General features: G+C 71.1%; 14 protein-coding genes. 12 read left to right on the top strand and 2 right to left on the bottom strand.

The genetic code is table 11. The annotated features are described in order from the left end of the window. Positions 1-13 precede the first annotated feature (13 nt). The 6 genes from gatB (at position 14) to AAW14_RS20250 (ending at position 9,083) form a co-directional block, all read left to right on the top strand. A complete protein-coding gene (gene gatB, locus AAW14_RS20275) occupies positions 14-1,528 on the top strand; it encodes an Asp-tRNA(Asn)/Glu-tRNA(Gln) amidotransferase subunit GatB (RefSeq protein ID WP_265565311.1) in 1,515 nt (504 codons plus the stop codon). A gap of 267 nt (positions 1,529-1,795) precedes the next feature. Further along, positions 1,796-4,036 carry an MMPL family transporter gene (locus AAW14_RS20270; protein ID WP_265565310.1) on the top strand — a complete coding sequence of 747 codons (2,241 nt, stop codon included), beginning with the start codon at positions 1,796-1,798 and terminating at the stop codon, positions 4,034-4,036. Continuing rightward, positions 4,014-4,589, top strand: coding sequence for a GNAT family N-acetyltransferase (locus AAW14_RS20265; protein ID WP_265565309.1), 576 nt, complete (start codon positions 4,014-4,016; stop codon positions 4,587-4,589). Before AAW14_RS20270 ends, AAW14_RS20265 begins: the two co-directional genes overlap by 23 nt. Positions 4,590-4,624: 35 nt before the next feature. Next, entirely contained in the window at positions 4,625-5,197 is a 573-nt protein-coding gene (locus AAW14_RS20260) for a hypothetical protein (RefSeq protein ID WP_416223340.1), read from the top strand. A gap of 197 nt (positions 5,198-5,394) precedes the next feature. After that, positions 5,395-5,580: a hypothetical protein gene (locus AAW14_RS20255; protein WP_265565307.1), complete on the top strand. Its 186-nt coding sequence runs from the start codon at positions 5,395-5,397 to the stop codon at positions 5,578-5,580. Between the two features lie 458 nt (positions 5,581-6,038). Then, positions 6,039-9,083, top strand: coding sequence for a helix-turn-helix transcriptional regulator (locus AAW14_RS20250; RefSeq protein WP_265565386.1), 3,045 nt, complete (start codon positions 6,039-6,041; stop codon positions 9,081-9,083). 42 nt (positions 9,084-9,125) lie between these two features. On the opposite strand, the gene AAW14_RS20245 is transcribed toward AAW14_RS20250, so the two are convergent. Both AAW14_RS20245 and AAW14_RS20240 read right to left on the bottom strand, forming a co-directional pair. Then, on the bottom strand, positions 9,126-10,286 hold the full coding sequence (locus tag AAW14_RS20245; RefSeq protein WP_265565306.1) for a PQQ-dependent sugar dehydrogenase: 1,161 nt from the start codon (positions 10,284-10,286) through the stop codon (positions 9,126-9,128). A 384-nt stretch (positions 10,287-10,670) separates the two neighbouring features. Beyond that, positions 10,671-11,669, bottom strand: a complete 999-nt coding sequence (locus AAW14_RS20240; RefSeq protein ID WP_265565305.1) for an aldo/keto reductase — start codon at positions 11,667-11,669, stop codon at positions 10,671-10,673. A gap of 75 nt (positions 11,670-11,744) precedes the next feature. Here AAW14_RS20240 and AAW14_RS20235 point away from each other — a divergent pair, with 75 nt between their 5' ends. From AAW14_RS20235 to serA, 6 genes are all read left to right on the top strand, one after another. After that, on the top strand, positions 11,745-12,686 hold the full coding sequence (locus AAW14_RS20235) for a 2-hydroxyacid dehydrogenase (RefSeq protein ID WP_265565304.1): 942 nt from the start codon (positions 11,745-11,747) through the stop codon (positions 12,684-12,686). Positions 12,687-13,227: 541 nt separating this feature from the next. Further along, entirely contained in the window at positions 13,228-16,275 is a 3,048-nt protein-coding gene (locus AAW14_RS20230; protein ID WP_265565303.1) for an EAL domain-containing protein, read from the top strand. A 225-nt stretch (positions 16,276-16,500) separates the two neighbouring features. Further along, positions 16,501-18,378, top strand: a complete 1,878-nt coding sequence (locus tag AAW14_RS20225) for an acetolactate synthase large subunit (protein ID WP_265565302.1) — start codon at positions 16,501-16,503, stop codon at positions 18,376-18,378. Positions 18,379-18,396: 18 nt separating this feature from the next. Next, positions 18,397-18,921 carry an acetolactate synthase small subunit gene (gene ilvN / locus AAW14_RS20220; RefSeq protein ID WP_265565301.1) on the top strand — a complete coding sequence of 175 codons (525 nt, stop codon included), beginning with the start codon at positions 18,397-18,399 and terminating at the stop codon, positions 18,919-18,921. Positions 18,922-19,062: 141 nt separating this feature from the next. Next, positions 19,063-20,061, top strand: coding sequence for a ketol-acid reductoisomerase (gene ilvC / locus AAW14_RS20215; RefSeq protein ID WP_265565300.1), 999 nt, complete (start codon positions 19,063-19,065; stop codon positions 20,059-20,061). Positions 20,062-20,328: 267 nt separating this feature from the next. Beyond that, complete coding sequence (gene serA, locus AAW14_RS20210; RefSeq protein ID WP_265565299.1) at positions 20,329-21,930, top strand: phosphoglycerate dehydrogenase; 1,602 nt, start codon at positions 20,329-20,331, stop codon at positions 21,928-21,930. Positions 21,931-22,061: the final 131 nt, after the last annotated feature.

Here is a 22,061-nt window from a genome sequence, read left to right as displayed (position 1 = left end):
GGGAAGTTTCACCGTGACCACCACGACCGACCTGGAGTCGTACGAGGACGCGCTGGCGTCGTACGACCCCGTCATGGGCCTTGAGGTCCATGTCGAACTCGGCACCGACACCAAGATGTTCTGCGGCTGCTCCACGGCGCTCGGCGCCGAGCCGAACTCGCAGACCTGCCCCACCTGCCTCGGCCTGCCCGGCTCGCTCCCGGTCGTCAACGCGACCGGAGTGGAGTCCGCGATCAGGATCGGCCTCGCGCTGAACTGCGAGATCGCCGAGTGGTGCCGCTTCGCCCGGAAGAACTACTTCTATCCGGACATGCCGAAGAACTTCCAGACCTCCCAGTACGACGAGCCGATCGCCTTCAACGGCTACCTCGACGTGCAGCTGGAGGACGGCGAGACCTTCCGCGTGGAGATCGAGCGCGCCCACATGGAGGAGGACACCGGCAAGTCCACGCACGTGGGCGGTGCCACGGGCCGTATCCACGGCGCGTCGCACTCGCTGCTCGACTACAACCGCGCCGGCATCCCGCTGATCGAGATCGTCACCAAGCCGATCGTCGGCGCCGGCGAGCGCGCACCCGAGGTGGCGAAGGCGTACGTCCGCGAGCTGCGCGAGCTCATCCGGGCGCTCGGCGTCTCCGAGGCGCGGATGGAGATGGGCCAGATGCGCTGCGACGTGAACCTGTCGCTGATGCCCAAGGGCTCCGAGAAGTTCGGCACCCGCTCCGAGACGAAGAACGTCAACTCGCTGCGCTCCGTGGAGCGTGCCTGCCGCTTCGAGATCCAGCGCCACGCCGCCGTGCTCAACAGCGGCGGCACGGTGATCCAGGAGACCCGGCACTTCCACGAGGACACCGGCACGACCACCTCGGGCCGCACCAAGGAGGAGGCCGAGGACTACCGGTACTTCCCCGAGCCGGACCTGGTTCCGGTCGCGCCCCGGCGCGAGTGGGTCGAGGAGCTGCGCTCCGGGCTGCCGGAGCTGCCCCTCGTACGCCGCAGCCGGCTGCGCGAGGAGTGGGGGGTCTCCGCCACCGACATGCAGGCGATCCTCAACGCGGGTGCCCTGGACCTGATCGTCGCCACCATCGAGGCGGGCGCCGACGCGGCCTCCGCCCGCAAGTGGTGGATGGGCGAGCTCGCCCGCAGCGCCAACGAGGCGGGCAAGGCCCTGGACGAACTGCCCATCACACCGGAGCAGGTCGCCCGTGTCGCCAAGCTCGTTGCCTCCGGCGACCTGAACGACAAGCTGGCCCGCCAGGTCATCGAGGGCGTCCTCGCGGGCGAAGGCACCCCGGACGAGGTCGTCGAGAAGCGCGGTCTGAAGGTCGTCTCCGACGAGGGCGCGCTGACCGCCGCCGTCGACGAGGCCATCGCGGGCAACCCGGCCATCGCGGACAAGATCCGCGGCGGCAAGGTGGCCGCGGCCGGCGCCCTGGTCGGCGCGGTAATGAAGGCCACCCGCGGCCAGGCCGACGCCGCCCGCGTCAAGGAGCTGATCCTTCAGAAGCTGGGCGTCAGCGAGGGCTGAGAAACCCGCGGTCCGACGCCGGGGGCGGTACGTCGCATGCGACGTACCGCCCCTTGTGCTTATGGAAATCTTATGGGCTGAGAGGGTTGCTCGGATTGTCCTGTGAATTGGGTCCCACTCCTGTGACTAAACCCACGAAAGCGGCAAACGATCTCTTCCGGCTGCGAGAGTGTTTGGGATTGCTCATAAGTTCTTTGCGGGCTGTTCAGTTCCATCTGCTGCTGTTCCCGGTCAAAGATCTACGAAATACCCCCAGGGAGCACGTTCGTGGCAGCCCTTGCACGTTGGTGTGTACGCCACCGCCTCGTCACCGTTCTGCTCTGGCTGATCGCCTTCGGCGGGGTCACCGCTGCCGCGGCCGTCACGGGGTCGGCGTACTCGAACAACTATGCGGCTCCCGGCACGGAGTCGGGCCGTGCCGCCCAGCTGCTCGAGAAGGGCTTCCCCAGCCTCGCCGGGGACAGTGACACGGTCGTCTGGCACACCAGCCCCGGCAGTGTGAGCGCCGCCGACGTCGAGCAGACGATGACCCGCACCCTGGACCGGATCGGGGCGCTTCCCGGTGTCGCCTCCGTCACCAGCCCCTACGAGGGCAGCCACAGCGGACAGATCAGCCGTGACGACCGCACCGCGTACGCCACGGTCACCTTCGACCAGCAGACCGAGAAGATCAGCAAGGGCGAGGCCAAGGCCGTCGTCGACACCGCCAAGGCCGCCCAGACGAAGGGCCTGACGGTCGCCCTGGGCGGCAGCGCCGTGGGGCTCACCCAGTCGCAGGGCGGCCACCTCGCGGAGGCGGTCGGCGTGATCGTCGCCGCCGTGGTCCTCTTCTTCGCCTTCGGCTCGCTCGCCGCCTCCCTGCTGCCCATCGGGTCCGCGCTGATCGGTGTCGGCACCGCGTACGCGGGCATCGGACTGCTCGGCCACGCGATGACCGTCGCCGACTTCGCGCCCATGCTCGGCCTGCTGATCGGGCTCGGCGTGGGAATCGACTACGCGCTGTTCATCGTGACCCGGCACCGCAGGAGCCTCAAACGTGGCGTCCCGGTGGCGGAGGCCGCCGTCGGTGCCGTCGCCACCACCGGACGGGCCGTCGTCTTCGCGGGCGCAACCGTGTGCATCGCGCTGCTCGGCATGCTGATCCTGCGGCTCGGCTTCCTCAACGGCGTCGCGGTCGCCGCCTGTCTCACCGTCCTCCTCACCGTCGCGGCCTCCGTGACCCTGCTGCCCGCCCTGCTGTCCTTCATCGGACCGCGCGCCCTCAGCAGACGCGAGCGGCGCCGGCTGCGCGAGCGCGGGCCCGAACCCGAGATGCCGACCGGGCTCGCCGCCCGCTGGTCCGCGTTCGTCGAACGTCACCCCAAGAAGCTCGGTGCCGTCGCCCTGGTCGTCATGGCCCTGCTGGCGCTGCCCACGCTCTCCCTCCGTCTGGGCACCTCCGACCAGGGCAACGACCCGAAGACGACGACCACCCGACAGGCGTACGACCTCATCGCCGAGGGCTTCGGGCCCGGCGTCAACGGCCCGCTCACCCTTGTCACCCATGTGGGCGGCGGCGAGGACAAGCTCGCGCTGGACAACCTCGACACCACCCTCGCGGCCACCAAGGGCGTCGCCTCGGTGTCCCCCGTGACGTACAACACCGGCGGCGACACGGCCTACCTCACCGTCGTACCGGACACCGCCCCGCAGTCCAAGCAGACCAGCGAACTGGTGAGCCGGCTGCGCTCCGACGTGCTGCCGCGCGCCGAGCAGGGCACCACCCTGGACCTGTACGTCGGCGGGGTGACGGCGGGCTACGACGACTTCGCGGCGGTGATCGTCGGCAAGCTGCCGCTGTTCGTGGGCGTGGTGATCGGCCTGGGCTGCGTCCTGCTGCTGCTCGCCTTCCGGTCCCTCGGCATCCCGCTGAAGGCCGCCGCGATGAACGTCGCCGCCGTCGCCTCCGCGTTCGGCGTGGTGGTCACGATCTTCCAGTGGGGCTGGGGGAGCGAGCTGCTGGGCCTCGGCCGGGCCGGCCCGATCGAGCCCTTCCTTCCCGTGATCATGGTTGCGGTGCTCTTCGGGCTGTCCATGGACTACCAGGTGTTCCTGGTCAGCCGCATGTACGAGGAGTGGCTCGAGACCGGCGACAACCGGCGGGCCGTTCGCGTCGGCCTCGCCGAGACCAGCCGGGTGATCAACTCGGCCGCCGTCATCATGATCTCCGTCTTCCTCGCCTTCGTGCTCAGCGGCGACCGTGTGATCGCCATGTTCGGCATCGCGCTCGCCTCCGCCGTCGCCCTCGACGCCTTCGTCCTGCGTACCCTCCTCGTCCCCGCCCTGATGCACCTGCTCGGCGGAGGCAACTGGTGGCTGCCGTCCTGGCTGGACCGCCGGCTGCCCCGCATCAGCATCGAGCCGCCCGAGTGCCGTGCGACCATTCCGGAGCGGCGCGCCGACGAGGACGCGCTGGTGGACGCACTGGTGAAGGAGCGGCAGCAGGATGTACGCGATACCCCTCGGTGACGACGGAGCCGAACTGCGGCCCCTGGAGCCCTGGCACGCCGAGGAGTTCCTTGCCCACCTGGACCGTGGACGCGAGTTCATCACCCAGCACATTCCGTTCGGGGCGAACGCCACGGACACCGCCTCCGCGCGGGCCGTCCTGCAGTCGTACGCCGACAAGCGCGCCGCCGACACCGGCAGCCTGCACGGGCTGTGGCTGGAGGAGAAGCTGGTGGGCGGCGTGCTCTTCCGGATCTTCGACGCGGCGGGCGGCAACTGCGAGGTCGGCTGCTGGCTGGAGCCTGCCGGAACCGGTCGGGGGCTGGTCACACGCGCGATGCGGGTGCTCATCGACTGGGCGTTTGACGAGCGCGGCATTCACCGTGTGGAGTGGTACGCGTCGTCGGCAAACGTGGCCAGCGTCAATGTGGCGCGACGGCTGGGCATGAGCCGGGACGGCGTGCTGCGGGAGAGTTATCTGTACCGCGGGGTGCGCCAGGACACCGAGGTGTGGTCGGTGCTCGCGCCGGAGTGGCGGGAGGCACGCGCGCGTAGCGCCCGCGACGATCATTAAGAAACCTCTCAGACAGCATTCGTACGGTGCGAGGCATGGGAACCAGGACAGTGGACGAGAACGACGAGAACAGGGCAGGGACCGGCGCCGAGGCGACGAACGGCGAGGAGGGCGCCGAGGCAACCAGGACCGGGCAGGACGCCGAGGAGACCACCGCGCAGACGGACGAAGGCCCGGCCGGGGGCGCGGCCGAGGAGACCGTGCCGGAGGGCCCCTCCGGGGTGGGCCAGGGAGCCGGGGCGGTGGTCTCCGCCGCGCTCGGTGTGGTCTCCCTCAGCGGCAGCTGGGTCGCCACCGTCGCCTCCGCGCGCCAGACCCTCATCGGGCAACTCCAGACCTCGTCCTCGGCGAGCGTCGCCAAGCAGGTCAAGGCCGTCTACGGCGACGCCTGGCACACCACCGCGCTGTGGGGCGGCCTGTTCGCGCTGGCCGCGCTGCTCGTGGGTGTCGTGGTGCTGGCCCGCCCGGCGTTCGGCGCGCCCGGGAAGCCGCAGGACGCCTGGATCAAGTCGGTCGCCTGGGGCGGTGTCGCCCTGGGTGTCGTCGGCCTGTTCCTGGCCGTCCTCAAGTACACGGACATCCTGCTCGCGCTGCCGTCCGCCGGCTGAACCGGCGCCGGCCCTGAGGGGTCTTAGGACTTCCGGAGGATCCTTACGGAAGCCCTGAGACCCCCTCCGTGCATCTAAGGCCCCGTCCGCCGCACAAGATGCGGAACTCTCCCGATGTGGCGGACCCCCCTGGGAGACGAAGGTTGAGGCATCGCAACAAGCGAAGCCGGAAACCGACCTCTCAGGGGAGAAAACCCGTGATCGAGTACGAGATCCAACGCCTCCGCTCCGCCGAGCTGATCCGCAAGGCGGAGGACTACCGGCGCGGCCGCGAGCTCCTGCGCCTGAGGCGAGCCGCCCGCAAGGCCGACGGCGACCCCGCGCAGGAGAGCCGGGCCCATACCCACGAAGGGAGCCGGCCCCGGATCCCCCGCACCGCATGAGCGCGGGTCCCCGGGAGCGCGGCGACGCGGGCGCCTCGCTCCCGGCGGGCGGCCACACGGGCCCCGCGCTCCAGAAGGGGGGCCGCACGGGGGTCGGCCGCCCGCAGGAGCAGCCCGTGGCCGTGATCCGGCACAGCAGCACCGTCGCACACACGAGAGCGGCCGCCCCAGCACCGCCTGGGACGGCCGCTCCGGCGTCTGGCGCGGGGACGGCCGTCCCGGTGTCCGGGGCGGGAGGGGCCGCTCCGGCATCTCGGCCGGAGACAGCTGTTCCGGCGTCCCGGGTAGAGGCGGCGGCCGCTCCGGCGTCTCGGGCGGGGGTGGTATCGGCGTATGCCGGAGTGGAGATGCAGGGGCAGGCCCGGAAGGCGAGCGGTCATCGGGCCCCGGTGCCGCGGTCCGGCGGGCCCGGCGTGCGGGCAGGGACAGCCGGTGCCGCGTTGTCAGAGGGGCATGTCATCCTCGAGGGCGTGGAGACCAGGTCCGTGAGCCCCGTATTCGTCGGTCGTGCCGAGGAGTTGGGGGTGTTGTCCGACGCGCTCGCCCGCGCTGCAGCCGGCGAGCCGCAGGCGCTGCTCGTCGGGGGTGAGGCAGGCGTCGGCAAGACCCGTCTGATCGAGGAGTTCGCCGCGGCGGCGGCCCGCGCGGACGCGGTCGTCGCGCTCGGCGGCTGCGTAGAGATCGGCGCCGACGGACTGCCCTTCGCCCCCTTCTCCACCGCCCTGCGGGCCCTGCGCCGACAGCTCCCAGGGGAACTCGCCACGGCCGCCGCCGGACAGGAGGACGAGCTGGCCCGGCTGCTGCCCGAACTGGGCGAGGCGCGCCGCGTCTCCAGGGACGACGAGGCGGGCATGGCCCGCCTCTTCGAGCTCACCGCCCGTCTGCTCGAGCGGGTCGCCGCCCGCCGCACGGTCGTCCTCGCCCTGGAGGACCTCCACTGGGCCGACGCCTCCACCCGCCATCTGCTCGCCTACCTGCTCCGCACCCTGCGCAGCGGCCGCCTGGTGGTCGTCGCCACCTACCGCTCCGACGACATCCACCGCCGCCACCCCCTGCGCCCCCTCCTCGCCGAGCTCGACCGGCTCCGCACGGTCCACCGCCTCGAACTCGACCGGTTCAACCGCGCCGAGGTCGAGCGCCAGATCGCCGGCATCCTCGCCGCCGAACCCGACCCGGCCCAGGTCGACGACATCTTCGCCCGCTCCGACGGCAACGCCTTCTTCGTGGAGGAGCTGGCGGTGGCCGCCTGCGAAGGCTGCTGCACCGGCCTCACCGACTCCCTGCGAGACCTCCTGCTGGTCCGCGTCGAGAAGCTCCCCGAGACCGCGCAGGGCGTCGCCCGGATCGTCGCCGAGGGCGGCTCCACCGTCGAGTACCGTCTCCTCGCGGCCGTGGCCCGGCTCGCCGAGGACGACCTCATCGAGGCCTTGCGGGCCGCCGTCGGCGCCAACATCCTGCTCGCCACGCCCGACGGCGACGGCTACCGCTTCCGTCACTCCCTCGTCCGCGAGGCCGTCAGCGACGACCTGCTCCCCGGCGAGCGCTCCCGCCTCAACCGGCGGTACGCCGGGGCCCTGGAGACCGACCCCACGCTCGTGCCAGCCGACCAGCGCGCCACCCGTCTGGCCAGCTACTGGTACCACGCGCACGACGCGGCCAAGGCCCTGCCCGCCGTGCTCGACGCCGCGGTGGAGGCCCGCCGTCGGCACGCCCACGCCGAGCAACTGCGACTGCTGGAGCGGGCGATGGAGCTGTGGGACGTCGCCCCCGACGCCGTACGGGCCGAACTGCGCCCCCTCGACTACGCCGAGGCCTATCCGCCCTGCGGCTGCGACCCCGCCACCACTCCCCTGCGCTTTCTCGATCTGATGGCCGAGGCGGCCGTCGCGGGCCGGCTGTGCGGGGAGCGCGAGCGCGCCCTGAAAATCACCAAGCGGGCCCTGCGTCTGCTGGAGGACGAGCGGGACCCCCTGCGCGCCGCCTGGTTCTGGGTGCAGCGCTCCCGGCTGATGCAGAACACCGCCCGCGGCGACGGCTGGAAGGAACTCACCACAGCCCAGGAGCTGGTGCGCGGACTGCCGCCCTCCGAGGTGCACGCCGAGGTGCTCGCCACGGTGGCCAACTGGTCGATGGCGCACGCTCCGGGCCCCGACGCGCTCTCGGCCGCGGAGCGCGCCGTGGAGTACGCGCGCATGGTGGGCGCCCGTGACATCGAGCTGAACGCGCGCCTGACCCTGGGCGGTCTCCTCGTCGAGGCGGGGGACATCGACACCGGGCTCGCGGAGATGTACGAGGTCAAGCGGCAGGCGGCGGCCTTCGGCAACACCTATGTGACGGGCCGCCTCCATGTGAACCTGCCGTCCCACCTGGAGGGCATCGGCCGTTCCCGCGAGGCCGTCGAGGTGCTCCGCGAGGGGCTCGAGCTGACCCGGAAGCTCGGTCTGTCGGACTCCGAGGCCTGGGTGTGGGCCAACCTCGGTGAGTCCCTGTACTCCCTGGGCCGCTGGGACGAGGCCGCCGAGGCCGGGGTTGCCTCGGAACGCGTCGGCCAGAGCGCCAAGCCCCGTGGCTTCCGCGCCACCATCCATGCGCATCTCGCGCTCGGCCGGGGCGACCTGGCCGAGGCCGGACGCCAACTGGCCGCGGCACGCGCCTCCTTCGGCACACACGACACCATGCCGCAGCACGAACTGCCTCTGGTGCGCGTCACCATCGGGATTGCCGTCGGCGAGGGCCGCCTCGCCGACGCGCGCGCCGCGGTCGACGCCGCCCTGGCCGCGGGCTTCCCGCCCGGAACCCAGCGCTACGGCTGGCAGTTGCTGCTCGCCGCCGCCATGGCCGAGGGCGACGCCCTCGGCCTGCCGGCCGCCGAGCCGGGCCGCGCCGAGATCCTGGAACGGCTCCGCACGAGCGCCAGGACGCTCGCCACGAACGTGCCGGTGTGGCGGGCGTACGAACGCTGGCTCCACGCCGAGCTGCTGCGCGCCGAGGGCCGTGGCGGGCCGCACGACTGGTGCGAGGCTGTGACCGCCTTCGAGGCCCTGGACCGCCCCTACGACCTGGCCCGCGTCCGCCACCGCCTCGCCGAGTCCCTGCTGGCCTCGGACGGCGGCGAGGACGCGCGCGAGCGGGCCGCCGAGTTGCTGCGGCTGGCCGCCGCGGTGGCCGGCCGCATCGGTGCCCGGCCGCTCGCCGAGTCGGTCGACCTGCTCGCCCGGCGCGCCCGTCTCACGCCGACGTGCGCTGCGGAGCCGCCCGTACTGGACCCGGCGCAGTCGCTGGGCCTGACGAACCGGGAGAGGGACGTGCTGCGCCTGGTCGCGGTCGGCCGCAGCAATCGCCAGATAGCCGAGGAGCTGTTCATCTCCCCGAAGACCGCCAGCGTCCACGTCTCGAACATCCTGGCCAAGCTCGGGGTCTCGGGCCGGGGGGAGGCGGCGGCGGTGGCCCACCGGCTGCGGCTGTTCCCGACCGAGACCGGCGATCGTCTGGCGGCGGGATAGCGGCCGGGGGAGGTGGCGGGGAGGGATGGCGGTGGCGCCGGCCTACGACACCCGCACCTCCAGGATCCGGTCGTCGGTCTTCGCCGGCTTGCCCCGGCCGTCGGTGTTGCTCGTCGTCAGCCACAGCCTGTCGCCGCCGGCCGCCACCACGGTACGGAGCCGGCCGTAGGTGTCCATCAGGAACGCCTGCGGGGGCGCGGAGGCCTTCGTACCCTTCAGCGGGATGCGCCACAGCCGCCGGCCGCGCAGGCCCGCCATCCAGATCGAGCCCTCGGCGTAGGCGATGCCGCTGGGGGAGGCCTCGTCCGTGTGCCACTGGGCGATCGGGTTGTGGTACTCGGGGTTGGCCGACCTTCCCTCGGCGTCCGGCCAGCCGTAGTTGTCGCCCGGCTTGATCGCGTTCAGCTCGTCCCAGGTGTCCTGGCCGAACTCCGAGGCGAACAGCCGCTGTTCGCTGTCCCAGGCCAGACCCTGGACGTTACGGTGGCCGTAGGAGTAGACGACCGAGCCGCCGAAGGGGTTGCCCGGGGCGGGCTCGCCGTCCGGGGTCATGCGAAGGATCTTGCCGCCGAGCGACGTGAGGTCCTGGGCCAGACCCCGGTCGCCCGACTCGCCCGTGCCCGCGTAAAGCATCCCGTCCGGGCCGAAGGCGATCCGGCCGCCGTTGTGGATCATCCCCTTCGGAATGCCCCTGAACACCGTGTCCGGAGCGCCCAGCTGCTCACCGGCCGGTTTCTGCGGGTCGTACAGCATGCGCACGATGCGGTTGTCCGAGTCGGTCGTGAGGTACGCGTAGACCATGTGGTCCGAGGCGTAGCCGGGGGAGAGGGCGATGCCCAGCAGCCCGCCCTCGCCCATGGCCGCGACGCCCGGGACCTTGCCCAGCACCGTCTTCTTCCCGGTCGTACCGTCGACCCGGACGATCGTCCCGTCGTTCCGGGACGAGACCAGCAGTCCGCCCTCGGGCAGCGGCGCGAGGCCCCAGGGAGTCCTGAGGTTCACGGCGACCGTACGTACCACCCGGACCGATCCCTTGGCCGGCGGCGTCTGTTCGGCGGTCCCCCCGGGGGAGGAAGATCCCGGTCCCGCACCGCGCGAAGCGAAGCTCTTGCCGCCGCCCGGCCCGTGGCCGCCCGAGGAGCAGCCGGCCGTCAGCAGGAGGACGGTCGCGGCCGCCACGGCCGTCGCAGCTCGACGTCGCACGATTCAGGTCCCTTCGCCGTGGGGCTTCCCCTCTTCCTACACCGCCGGCGCTCCTGGGGTTCCTGATCCGGCACCGCGAAACCAGCCGTCCGCCGCATCGGCCGTCCTCCCTGGGGCCCCTCCCCGTATCGGTCAGGCCCCCGCCCCTCGTGAGCCGCCCCCGGCCCGGAGCCGCGCCGCCCGTTGCGCCGTGCGCGCGCCCCGGGAGGCTTATGTGTTCCCGGCCCCGGAGCGCGCAGCGCGCCGGAGGATGCGCCCCTCCGCTCGGCCGGAAAGAATGCTCGCCGCGCCGGGGAGAGCGCCTCTCTCGGCGGCCGGAGAGGCAGTCGGAGAGAGCGGCGTGCGCCGGGGTCGCGCCCGTCCCGGCTGCCCGAGCTTCCGTAATCAGTCCCACGAACCCTGCGCCGCCGGCAGGTCCGCCAGTTCCCTCAGGTCCTCCGGTGTCAGTCGCAGGCTCGGCGCGCCGGCGTTCTCCGCGACCCAGCGCTCGCGCTTGGCACCCGCGACCGGCACCACGTGCCGCCCCTGTGCCAGTACCCAGGCCAGCGCCACCTGGGCAGGTGTGACGTCGTCGCCATGGCGGCGGGCCACGCGCCGCAGCCCGGCCACGATCGGCTGGTTCGCCGCCATCATCTCGGCCGTGAAGCGGGGGTGGCGGGCGCGCAGATCGTCCGGTTCGAAACCCTCACCCGGCGTCAGCGTGCCGGTCAGGAAGCCGTTGCCGAGCGGCATCGCGGCCAGGAAGCCGACCCCGCGCGCCGCGCACCAGGACACCAGCGTGTCCAGTGCCTCCGTCGACCACAGAGACAGCTCGGCCTCCACCGCGCTCACCGGGAACACCTGCTGCACCCGCTCCAGTTGACGGATCGTGCCGTCGTACAGCCGCGCCCCGCTCCGCCGCCCGCCCCGCACACCCATCGCGCACAGCCCCAGCGCCCGTACTTTGCCCGCCCGCACCAGCTCCGCCATGGCGCCCCACGTCTCCTCCACGGGCACCTCGGGGTCCGCGCGGTGCAGCTGGTAGAGGTCGATGACGTCCGTCTGCAACCGCCGCAGCGACGCGTCGCAGGCCCTCTTCACATAGCCCGGGCGGCCGTTGGCCACGATGTGCTGCTCACCCACCAGCAGACCGACCTTGGTCGACACGAACGCCTCGGCACGCCGCTCCTTCAGTGCCCGCCCCACCAGCAGCTCATTGGTGAAGGGCCCGTACATGTCGGCCGTGTCGAGCAGCGTCACCCCCAGATCCAGCGCCCGGTGAACAGTCCGCAGCGACTCGTCGCCCCGCCGCCGCGAACCGGTGTACGCCCAGCTCATCGGCATGCACCCGAGTCCTACGGCCCCCACTTCGAGCGCCCCCGCGCCGATCGTCCTGCGCTCCACCTGGCCGTGTCCTCCCTTTCCTGGCACCCCAAACTAACCAATGCGGTGACGGATCCTTCGCATAGCCTCCTGACCATGACTGTCGACGTATGGCTTCCGTTCCGCAGCGACGAGATAGAGGGCCTTCCCGAGGGCCTCACCTACCGCTACTGGGACGGCGACCAGGAGTTTCCCGCGGACCCGGCCGACTGCGCGTTCTACGCCGTGCCCTATATGAAGGGCTCCGAGATCGCGGTGCGTCCCATGGCCGCGATGACGTCCCTCCGTGTGGTGCAGACGCTCTCCGCCGGCGTCGACCACGTCCAGCCGGGCCTCGGCCTGGTGCCCGAGGGTGTGCGCCTGTGCAACGCCCGGGGTGTCCACGAGGCCAGCACCGCGGAACTCACGCTGGCCCTGATCCTCGCCTCGCTCCGCGGCATCCCCGACTTCGTCCGGGGGCAGGACCGCGAGGAGTGGCGCTCCGGGTTCCGGCCCGCGCTCGCCGACAAGTCCGTCCTCATCGTCGGGTACGGGTCGGTGGGCGCCGCCATCGAGGACCGGCTCGCGCCGTTTGAGCTCGCGCGGGTGGCGCGCGTCGCGCGCCGTGAACGTGAGTCGGCGCGCGGTCTTGTGCATCCTCTCTCCCGATTGTCGGAACTTCTTCCCGAGGCCGATGTCGTAGTGCTCGTCACACCGCTTACGGAAGAGACGAAGGGCCTGGTCAACGCGGACTTCCTGGCCCGGATGAAGGACGGGGCGCTGCTCGTCAACGTGGCGCGCGGCGGCGTCGTCGACACCAAGGCGCTGCTGGCCGAGCTGGAGATCGGCCGCATCACGGCCGCCGTGGATGTCACGGACCCCGAACCGCTGCCCGCAGGACACCCCCTGTGGCATGCGCCGGGCCTGTTGATCAGCCCTCATGCCGGCGGTCCCACCTCGGCGTTCTGGCCTCGTGTCAAACGTCTCCTCAGTGCCCAGCTGAACCGTTTCGCGCAGGGGGAACGGCTGGAGAACGTGGTGCTGACGACCGGGGAGTGAAGGGGGCGCGGCGAGGGGTGCGGAACCGGCGGGGCCGCATGCGGTTGAGGCCCGCACAGCGCATGATTCGAGCCAACTCCGCCCACCGCGCACGCGCCCGCGCACACGCCCACGCGTCCCCGGCCGACGGTCGCACCACCGGCGCATTGGTCACCCTCGGTTCGCGCCCTCTCCGCTTCCGGCACACTCCGCAGTCCCTCGTGCGCGGTACGTGCCCACATCCTCGCTGGCCGTCACGGAGCGTAGAGGAACTATGTCCCTGAGTGACGAGACTGGTGTATCGTCCCGACAGGGGCTGCGCCGCGCACCGTTCGGCGCCGGGGACGGAATTTTGAGACATGCGAGGGGGGCGACGGGCGATGCACGGCCTATGGACGAACCATCCGACGCGGCGGGGCCGCGGGCGGCGACCCTGGCGAGCGGCGACGTCGCGCAGACGCGGCCACAACGGTCATCACCACCACCGCAGGCACGGCGCCCGCAAGAGGCACGCGCACCCAGCCCGGCGGGATCCGGCGGTTCCCCGGACCGGGAGGGTCCGGTGAGCTCCCCCGGAGCGGTGCTGGCCCGGCGTCCGGTGCCGGGCGGCCGGACGAGCTTCGTTCCGCAACTCGTCCTGGCTCTGGTGTGCGCGGGATACGCCGTCGGTTCCGCTGTCGGCTGGGGCTCCCGGAGCGTCGCGCTCTTCATGGGTGACTTCGGGCTGAGTGCGGCGGCCGGCACCGCGTCGGTCTCCTGCTTCCTCTACGCCCGCCGCGGCCGCAGCCGTTTTCGACCGGCATGGCTGCTGTTCGCCCTCTCCTCCGCCATGGCGGCCCTGGGCAACGGGATCTGGGGCTGGTACGAGGTCGTCCTCGACAGTCCCGTCCCCTCGCCCAGCTGCGCCGACCTGTTCTTCCTCTGCTTCGCTCCGCCCGCCATCGTAGGACTGCTCGTGCTCGCCAAAAGGCCCGACACCAAAGCGGGTTGGGTTTGCCTCGCGCTCGATGCGTGGCTGATCGGCGGCTCGCTGCTGACGCTGTCCTGGAGCCTCGCTCTCGCCCAGGCGGCGAAGTTCGACGGACCGAGCGTCGCGCACACCGCGTTGTCGCTGGCGTATCCGCTCCTGGACATCGCCCTGATCAGCATGGTGATCGCACTGCACTTCCGGCGTTCGGCGGTGAACCGCTCCGCGGTCAACACCGCCATCGGCGCGCTCGCCCTGACCGTGATGTGCGACGCCCTGTTCACCTCGCCGCTGCTGCACAACAGCTACCACTCGGGTCAGCTGCTGGACGCGGGCTGGTTCTCCGGCTCGCTGCTCCTCGCGTACTCACCCTGGGTCGGCACCCGCCCCGGACCGCCGGGCGGCCGCGGACGGTCGCGCGTGGTCCACGAGCACGTACCGGAGCAGCGGGGGACCGGGCCGCAGCCCCCGGACCATCGGAATGCGCATCCGCAGGTGGACCCCGAGGACCCGGGTCCCGGCCCCGGCGTGCGGCCGGAGCCAGGCCGCGGCCTCACGCACGACTACGGACGTGACCGCCGGCCGGCCGGACTCCCGCAGGACGCGGACCGCGACCGCTACCCGGCCACGCGACCGATCTCCGGATCGCTGGCCGCCCTCACTCCCTACCTGGCCGCCGCCGTCTGCACGCTGGGGATCCTCTACAACGTCCTCAACGGCCACAGCGTCGACCGCGTGGTGCTGATCACCGCGGGCGCCGTGGTGCTCGCGCTCGTCGTGCGCCAGGGCATCATGCTGCTCGACAACATCACCCTCACCCAGGAGCTGGCGCAGAAGGAGAACCACTTCCGCTCCCTGGTGCAGGGCTCCAGCGACGTCATCATGATCGCCGCGCCCAACGGGATCCTCAGGTACGTCTCCCCGGCCGCCGCCGGCGTCTACGGACGGTCCGCCGAGGAACTCGTCGGGACGGAACTCGCCGCGCTGATCCACCCGGAGGACCTGGGCTGCGTGGTGCACGAAGTGCGCCGCTTCCTCACCGCCAGCCACACCGAAGAACCCACCACCCGCATCGAGTGCCGTTTCCGGTCCGGTGCCGGCGGCTGGCTCAACGTCGAGTCCACCGTCAACCGCCACCAGGGCGGACTCATCTTCAACAGCCGGGACGTCACCGAAAGAGTGCGCCTGCAGGCTCAGCTGCAGCACAACGCCGAGCACGACCCGCTCACCGACCTGCCCAACCGCGCCCTGTTCACCAAGCGCGTCCAGCAGGCCCTGACCGGCCGCCGCACCTCCGACCGCGGCACCGCCGTCCTCTTCATCGACCTCGACGGCTTCAAGGCCGTCAACGACACGATCGGGCACCAGGCCGGGGACGAGCTGCTCGTCCAGGCCGCCCGCAGACTCCAGGACTCGGTCCGCCAGGGCGACACCGCCGCCCGACTGGGCGGCGACGAGTTCGCGGCCCTCATCGTCGGCGACGGCACCCGTGACCGCACCGCCCGCGAAGGCCACATCCTCGAACTCGCCGACCGGCTCCGGCTCACGCTCTCGCAGCCGTACGACATCGACGGCAACGATGTCCGGGTGGCCGCGTCCATCGGGGTGGCCTTCTCGGAACCGGGTCTGGGCGCCGGCGAACTGCTGCGCAACGCCGACCTCGCCATGTACCGCGCCAAGGCGGCCGGCAAGGGCCGCGTCGAGCTGTACGCGCCCCAGATGCAGCAGGACGTCGTACGGAAGGCCGAGCTGGCCACCCGGCTGCGGGCCGCGCTGCACGACGGCGAGTTCACCCTGTTGCACCAGCCGGTGGTGTCACTCGAGGACGGCCGGATCACGGCGGTCAGCGCCCAGGCACGCTGGCGCTCCTCCCAGGGCGTGCTCTTCACGCCCTCGGAGTTCCTGCGGGTCTCCGAGGACAGCGACAAGGCCGGCGAGCTGGGCCGCTGGCTCCTGGAGGAGGCCGTCGAGCAGGCGGCCGAGCGCACCGCCACCGGGCTCGCCGTGCCCGTCGCCGTCCGGATGGGCGCCCGTCGGCTCCTCGACCGATCCCTGCCGCTCGGCTCCGTGGAGGCCCTGCTCACCCGGCACGGGCTGGCGTCGGGTGCCCTGATGATCGAACTCTCCGACATCGACCCCCGGGTCTCCCTGGACGAGCTGGAGCGCCGGCTCGGCGCCCTGCGCAGGATCGGCGTCCGTGTTGCACTGGACGGACTCGGCAGCGGCTACGCGGCCATCGCGGCGCTGCGCCGACTCCCGATCGACGTGCTGAAGCTCGACCGGGGCCTGGTCGAGGGGGTCGTGGAGTCCGCGCGGCTGCACAAGATCACCAGCGGGCTGCTCCGCATCGCCACCGATCTGGGCCTGCCCTCCATCGCCGACGGCGTGGATCTGCCCGAGCAGGTCGTCGCCCTGCGCGCGATGGGCTGCACCCATGGGCAGGGCATGGCGTTCTCCGGGCCGCTGGACGAGTACCGGCTGCGCCGGGCGCTGAATTCCGGCAACTATCCGGTGCCGCGCGTTCCGGTGGAGCCCGCCTTCGCCGGCGGAGGCGCGGGGGTGTACACCACTGGTGTGGCCGCCGTTCTCGGAGGCGGCACGGCTCTCCGCTCACATAATGAGACTCCCGTCCCACCCACTTGACAGTGATGGCGTGCCGGGGGGAGGGTCAGTGCCATGCGCACCCGAATTCTCGTACTTGGACAGCGCGTCGGCTGAGCTGGGACCCACCGGAATGAACCGGAAGATCCAGCGACCGCACCCGGCGCGCTCCCCTCGCTTGCCTTACGGCACGAGGGGTTTTTTGTTGCACAGGCACCAGTCGTACAACGCCCAAACCTCGCAAAAACCCTCAGCATCGAGAAGAGAATGCCGATGACCGAGCAGGCCACCGGGGCCCACCATCCGCAGCCGCGGCCCCGATCCGGAGGACACCAGTCCGTGCCCGAGCATGTCACGGGTGCGCAGTCCCTCATCCGCTCTCTCGAGGAGGTCGGCGCCGAGACGGTATTCGGCATTCCCGGCGGTGCGATCCTTCCGGCCTACGACCCGCTGATGGACTCCAAGCGGGTGCGGCACGTGCTGGTGCGGCACGAGCAGGGCGCGGGCCACGCGGCCACCGGCTATGCGCAGGCCACCGGCAAGGTCGGCGTCTGCATGGCGACGTCCGGGCCCGGCGCCACCAACCTGGTGACCCCGATCGCGGACGCACACATGGACTCGGTGCCGCTGGTCGCGATCACCGGCCAGGTCGCTTCGAAGTCGATCGGCACCGACGCCTTCCAGGAGGCGGACATCGTCGGCATCACGATGCCGATCACCAAGCACAACTTCCTGGTCACCAAGGCCGAGGACATTCCCCGGACGATCGCGGAGGCCTTCCACATCGCCTCCACCGGCCGCCCCGGCCCGGTCCTCGTCGACATCGCCAAGGACGCCCTCCAGGCGCAGACCACCTTCAGCTGGCCGCCCGTCACGGACCTGCCCGGCTACCGTCCGGTGACCAAGCCGCACGCCAAGCAGATCCGCGAGGCCGCCAAGCTGATCACCTCCGCCAGGCGGCCCGTCCTCTACGTCGGCGGCGGTGTCCTGAAGGCGCACGCCACCGCCGAGCTGAAGGTCCTCGCGGAACTCACCGGAGCGCCCGTCACCACCACCCTGATGGCGCTCGGCGCATTCCCCGACAGCCACCCGCTGCACGTGGGAATGCCGGGCATGCACGGGTCGGTCACCGCCGTCACCGCGCTGCAGAAGGCCGACCTGATCGTCGCCCTCGGAGCCCGCTTCGACGACCGCGTCACCGGCAAGCTGGACAGCTTTGCCCCGTACGCCAAGATCGTCCACGCCGACATCGACCCGGCCGAGATCGGCAAGAACCGCGCCGCCGACGTGCCGATCGTCGGCGACGCCCGTGAGGTCATCGCGGATCTGATCCAGGCCGTGCAGAAGGAGCACAGCGAGGGCCACCAGGGCGACTACACCGCCTGGTGGAACGACCTGAACCGCTGGCGCGAGACGTACCCGCTCGGCTACGACCTGCCGGAGGACGGCACGCTCTCCCCGCAGCAGGTCATCGAGCGCATCGGGCAGCTCGCCCCCGAAGGCACGATCTTCGCGGCGGGCGTCGGCCAGCACCAGATGTGGGCGGCGCACTTCATCCGGTACGAGAAGCCCGCGACCTGGCTCAATTCCGGCGGCGCCGGGACGATGGGCTATGCGGTCCCGGCCGCAATGGGCGCGAAGGCGGGCGCCCAGGACCGCACTGTCTGGGCGATCGATGGCGACGGCTGCTTCCAGATGACCAACCAGGAGCTGACCACCTGCGCCCTGAACAACATCCCGATCAAGGTCGCCATCATCAACAACGGCGCCCTCGGGATGGTCCGCCAGTGGCAGACCCTCTTCTACAACCAGCGGTACTCCAACACGGTGCTGCACTCCGGCCCCGAGGTCACCATGCCGGGCAGCGCCACCGAGGGCACGCCGCGCGGCGCCGGCACCCGCGTCCCCGACTTCGTGAAGCTGTCGGAGGCCATGGGCTGCCATGCGATCCGCTGTGAGTCCGCGGAGGACCTCGACAAGGTCATCGAAGAGGCGAACTCCATCAACGACCGTCCGGTCGTCATCGATTTCATCGTCCACGAAGACGCGATGGTGTGGCCGATGGTCGCCGCCGGCACCTCCAACGACGAGATCATGGCCGCCCGGGACGTCCGTCCCGACTTCGGCGACAGCGAAGACGACTGAGAGAGCAGAGTGAGAACCATGTCCAAGCACACCCTCTCGGTCCTCGTCGAGAACACGCCCGGCATCCTTGCCCGGATCGCCGCCCTGTTCTCGCGCCGCGGCTTCAACATCGACTCGCTCGCGGTCGGCGTCACCGAGCATCCCGACATCTCCCGCATCACCATCGTGGTGAACGTCGAGGACCTGCCGCTCGAACAGGTCACCAAGCAGCTCAACAAGCTCGTCAACGTCCTGAAGATCGTCGAGCTCGAGCCGTCGTCCGCCGTTCAGCGTGAACTCGTTCTGGTGAAGGTGCGCGCCGACAACGAGACGCGCTCCCAGATCGTCGAGATCGTCCAGCTGTTCCGCGCCAAGACCGTCGACGTCTCCCCGGAGGCCGTGACCATCGAGGCCACCGGATCCGGCGACAAATTGTCCGCCATGCTGAAGATGCTGGAGCCGTACGGCATCAAGGAGCTGGTCCAGTCCGGCACGATCGCGATCGGCCGGGGCGCCCGTTCGATCACGGACCGCTCGCTGCGCGCTCTCGACCGGTCCGCGTAGCTCGCACGGGCGCCGCACCCGTGACTGGAAACGGGCGGTCCGACAGCCGCCGGCCGCCCGTATTCCGAGACCCCGAAACTTCCCCTCCCCCCACCGTCATACGGTGGGAGCAACACCTGCACTCCAAGGAGAGAACCCAAAGTGGCCGAGCTGTTCTACGACGCTGACGCCGACCTGTCCATCATCCAGGGCCGCAAGGTCGCGGTCATCGGCTACGGCAGCCAGGGCCATGCCCACGCGCTGTCGCTGCGCGACTCGGGTGTCGACGTCCGCGTGGGTCTGCACGAGGGCTCCAAGTCCAAGGCGAAGGCCGAGGAGCAGGGGCTGCGCGTGGTGACCCCGGCGGAGGCGGCCGCCGAGGCCGACGTGATCATGATCCTGGTGCCGGACCCGATCCAGGCCCAGGTCTACGAGGAGTCCGTCGCACCGCACCTGAAGGACGGCGACGCCCTGTTCTTCGGCCACGGGCTCAACATCCGCTTCGGCTTCATCAAGCCCCCGGCCGGCGTGGACGTCTGCATGGTCGCCCCCAAGGGCCCGGGCCACCTGGTGCGCCGCCAGTACGAGGAGGGCCGCGGCGTTCCCTGCATCGTCGCCGTCGAGCAGGACGCATCCGGCAACGCGTTCGCGCTGGCGCTGTCGTACGCCAAGGGCATCGGCGGCACCCGTGCCGGCGTCATCAAGACGACCTTCACCGAGGAGACCGAGACCGACCTGTTCGGCGAGCAGGCCGTCCTCTGCGGCGGCACCGCCGCGCTGGTCAAGGCCGGCTTCGAGACCCTGGTCGAGGCGGGCTACCAGCCGGAGATCGCCTACTTCGAGTGCCTCCACGAGCTGAAGCTGATCGTCGACCTCATGTACGAGGGCGGCCTGGAGAAGATGCGCTGGTCGATCTCCGAGACCGCCGAGTGGGGCGACTACGTCACCGGCCCGCGCATCATCACCGAGGCCACCAAGGCCGAGATGAAGAAGGTCCTCGCCGAGATCCAGGACGGCACGTTCGCCAAGAACTGGATGGACGAGTACCACGGCGGTCTGAAGAAGTACAACGAGTACAAGCAGCAGGACTCCGAGCACCTGCTGGAGACCACCGGCAAGGAGCTGCGCAAGCTCATGAGCTGGGTCGACGAAGAGGCGTGAGTCGGGTGCCCGGGGGGCCGGAGCGTACCGCTCCGGCCCCTTCGGCGAACCGCGGGTAACGCCTGGCACCGGGCGTTGTCCAACCCGTCCAGCCACGGATGGGTGATCCTTCCGCAGAGGCGTAATACGACCAGCGCCGCGCTACTACACTGCTGCACAAGAATCGCGTTCAGGCCCACAGCGTCGTGCGTCTTCCACGCGGCTAGCACCCCTCCACCGCCTGCGGCCGTCGGGACGGCCGTCCGCATTGGACTTGTGAGGACTCACGTGAGCTCGTACCCCAGTCGAAAAGCCACGGTACTCATCGCTGAAGAGCTGTCGCCCGCGACCGTCGACGCCCTCGGCCCCGACTTCGAGATCCGGCACTGCAACGGCGCGGACCGCGCCGAGCTGCTGCCCGCGATCGCCGACGTCGACGCCATCCTGATCCGCTCCGCGACGAAGGTGGACGCCGAGGCCGTCGCCGCCGCGAAGAAGCTGAAGGTCGTCGCGCGAGCCGGCGTCGGCCTGGACAACGTGGACGTCTCCGCCGCCACCAAGGCCGGCGTGATGGTAGTCAACGCACCCACCTCGAACATCGTGACCGCAGCCGAGCTGGCCTGCGGTCTGCTCGTCTCCACCGCCCGCAACATCCCGCAGGCCAACGCCGCGCTGAAGAACGGCGAGTGGAAGCGCAGCAAGTACACGGGTGTCGAGCTCGCCGAGAAGACCCTCGGCGTGGTCGGTCTCGGCCGCATCGGCGCGCTGGTCGCGCAGCGCATGTCCGCGTTCGGCATGAAGATCGTCGCCTACGACCCCTATGTGCAGCCCGCCCGGGCCGCGCAGATGGGCGTCAAGGTGCTGTCGCTCGACGAGCTGCTCGAGGTCTCCGACTTCATCACCGTCCACCTGCCGAAGACCCCCGAGACCCTCGGCCTGATCGGTGACGAGGCGCTGCACAAGGTCAAGCCGCACGTCCGCATCGTCAACGCCGCACGCGGCGGGATCGTCGACGAGGAGGCGCTGTACTCGGCGCTCAAGGAGGGCCGGGTCGCGGGCGCGGGCCTCGACGTGTACGCGAAGGAACCGTGCACGGACTCGCCGCTGTTCGAGCTGGACCAGGTCGTCTGCACCCCGCACCTGGGCGCTTCGACGGACGAGGCGCAGGAGAAGGCCGGTATCGCGGTCGCCAAGTCCGTGCGCCTCGCGCTCGCCGGCGAGCTGGTGCCGGACGCGGTGAACGTCCAGGGCGGTGTCATCGCCGAGGACGTCAAGCCGGGGCTCCCGCTCGCCGAGAAGCTCGGCCGTATCTTCACCGCGCTCGCGGGCGAGGTCGCGGTCCGGCTCGACGTCGAGGTGTACGGCGAGATCACCCAGCACGATGTGAAGGTGCTCGAACTGTCCGCGCTCAAGGGCGTGTTCGAGGATGTCGTGGACGAGACGGTTTCGTACGTCAACGCGCCGCTCTTCGCCCAGGAGCGCGGTGTCGAGGTGCGCCTGACCACCAGCTCGGAGGCCACGGACCACCGGAACGTGGTGACCGTGCGCGGTACGCTCTCGGCCGGCGAGGAGGTGTCGGTGTCCGGCACGCTGGCCGGCCCGAAGCACCACCAGAAGATCGTGGCGGTGGGCGACTACGACGTGGACCTGGCGCTGGCGGACCACATGGTCGTGCTGCGCTACACCGACCGTCCCGGCGTCGTCGGCACGCTCGGCCGCATCCTCGGCGAGGCCGGTATCAACATCGCCGGCATGCAGGTGGCCCGCGACATCGCCGGTGGCGAGGCCCTCGCGGTCCTCACAGTCGACGACACGGTGCCGCAGAACGTCCTGACGGAGGTGGCGGAGGAGATCGGCGCGACGTCCGCCCGCTCGGTGAACCTGGTCTGAGGCGACCGTTCGTCCGGGCTGACCGTCGGCCCGGGTCGCCCTCCCCGGGACCTCGCCCCCGGACCCCCGTTCGCCCTGAACGGGCTCGTCCTCAAACGCCGGACGGGCTGGTTGACCAGCCCGTCCGGCGT

It is taken from the genome of Streptomyces hygroscopicus, assembly GCF_026168105.1.
GTDB lineage: Bacteria > Actinomycetota > Actinomycetes > Streptomycetales > Streptomycetaceae > Streptomyces > Streptomyces hygroscopicus_D.
The sequence above is the reverse complement of the archived record's forward strand: the minus strand, read 5'-3'. Positions and strand labels throughout refer to the sequence as shown.

Coding starts and splice junctions, on each gene's coding strand:
- AAW14_RS20225 (WP_265565302.1), top strand. CDS start 16,501: ATGCCGATGACCGAGCAGGCCACCGGGGCCCACCATCCGCAGCCGCGG.
- AAW14_RS20265 (WP_265565309.1), top strand. CDS start 4,014: ATGTACGCGATACCCCTCGGTGACGACGGAGCCGAACTGCGGCCCCTG.
- ilvN (WP_265565301.1), top strand. CDS start 18,397: ATGTCCAAGCACACCCTCTCGGTCCTCGTCGAGAACACGCCCGGCATC.
- AAW14_RS20235 (WP_265565304.1), top strand. CDS start 11,745: ATGACTGTCGACGTATGGCTTCCGTTCCGCAGCGACGAGATAGAGGGC.
- AAW14_RS20260 (WP_416223340.1), top strand. CDS start 4,625: ATGGGAACCAGGACAGTGGACGAGAACGACGAGAACAGGGCAGGGACC.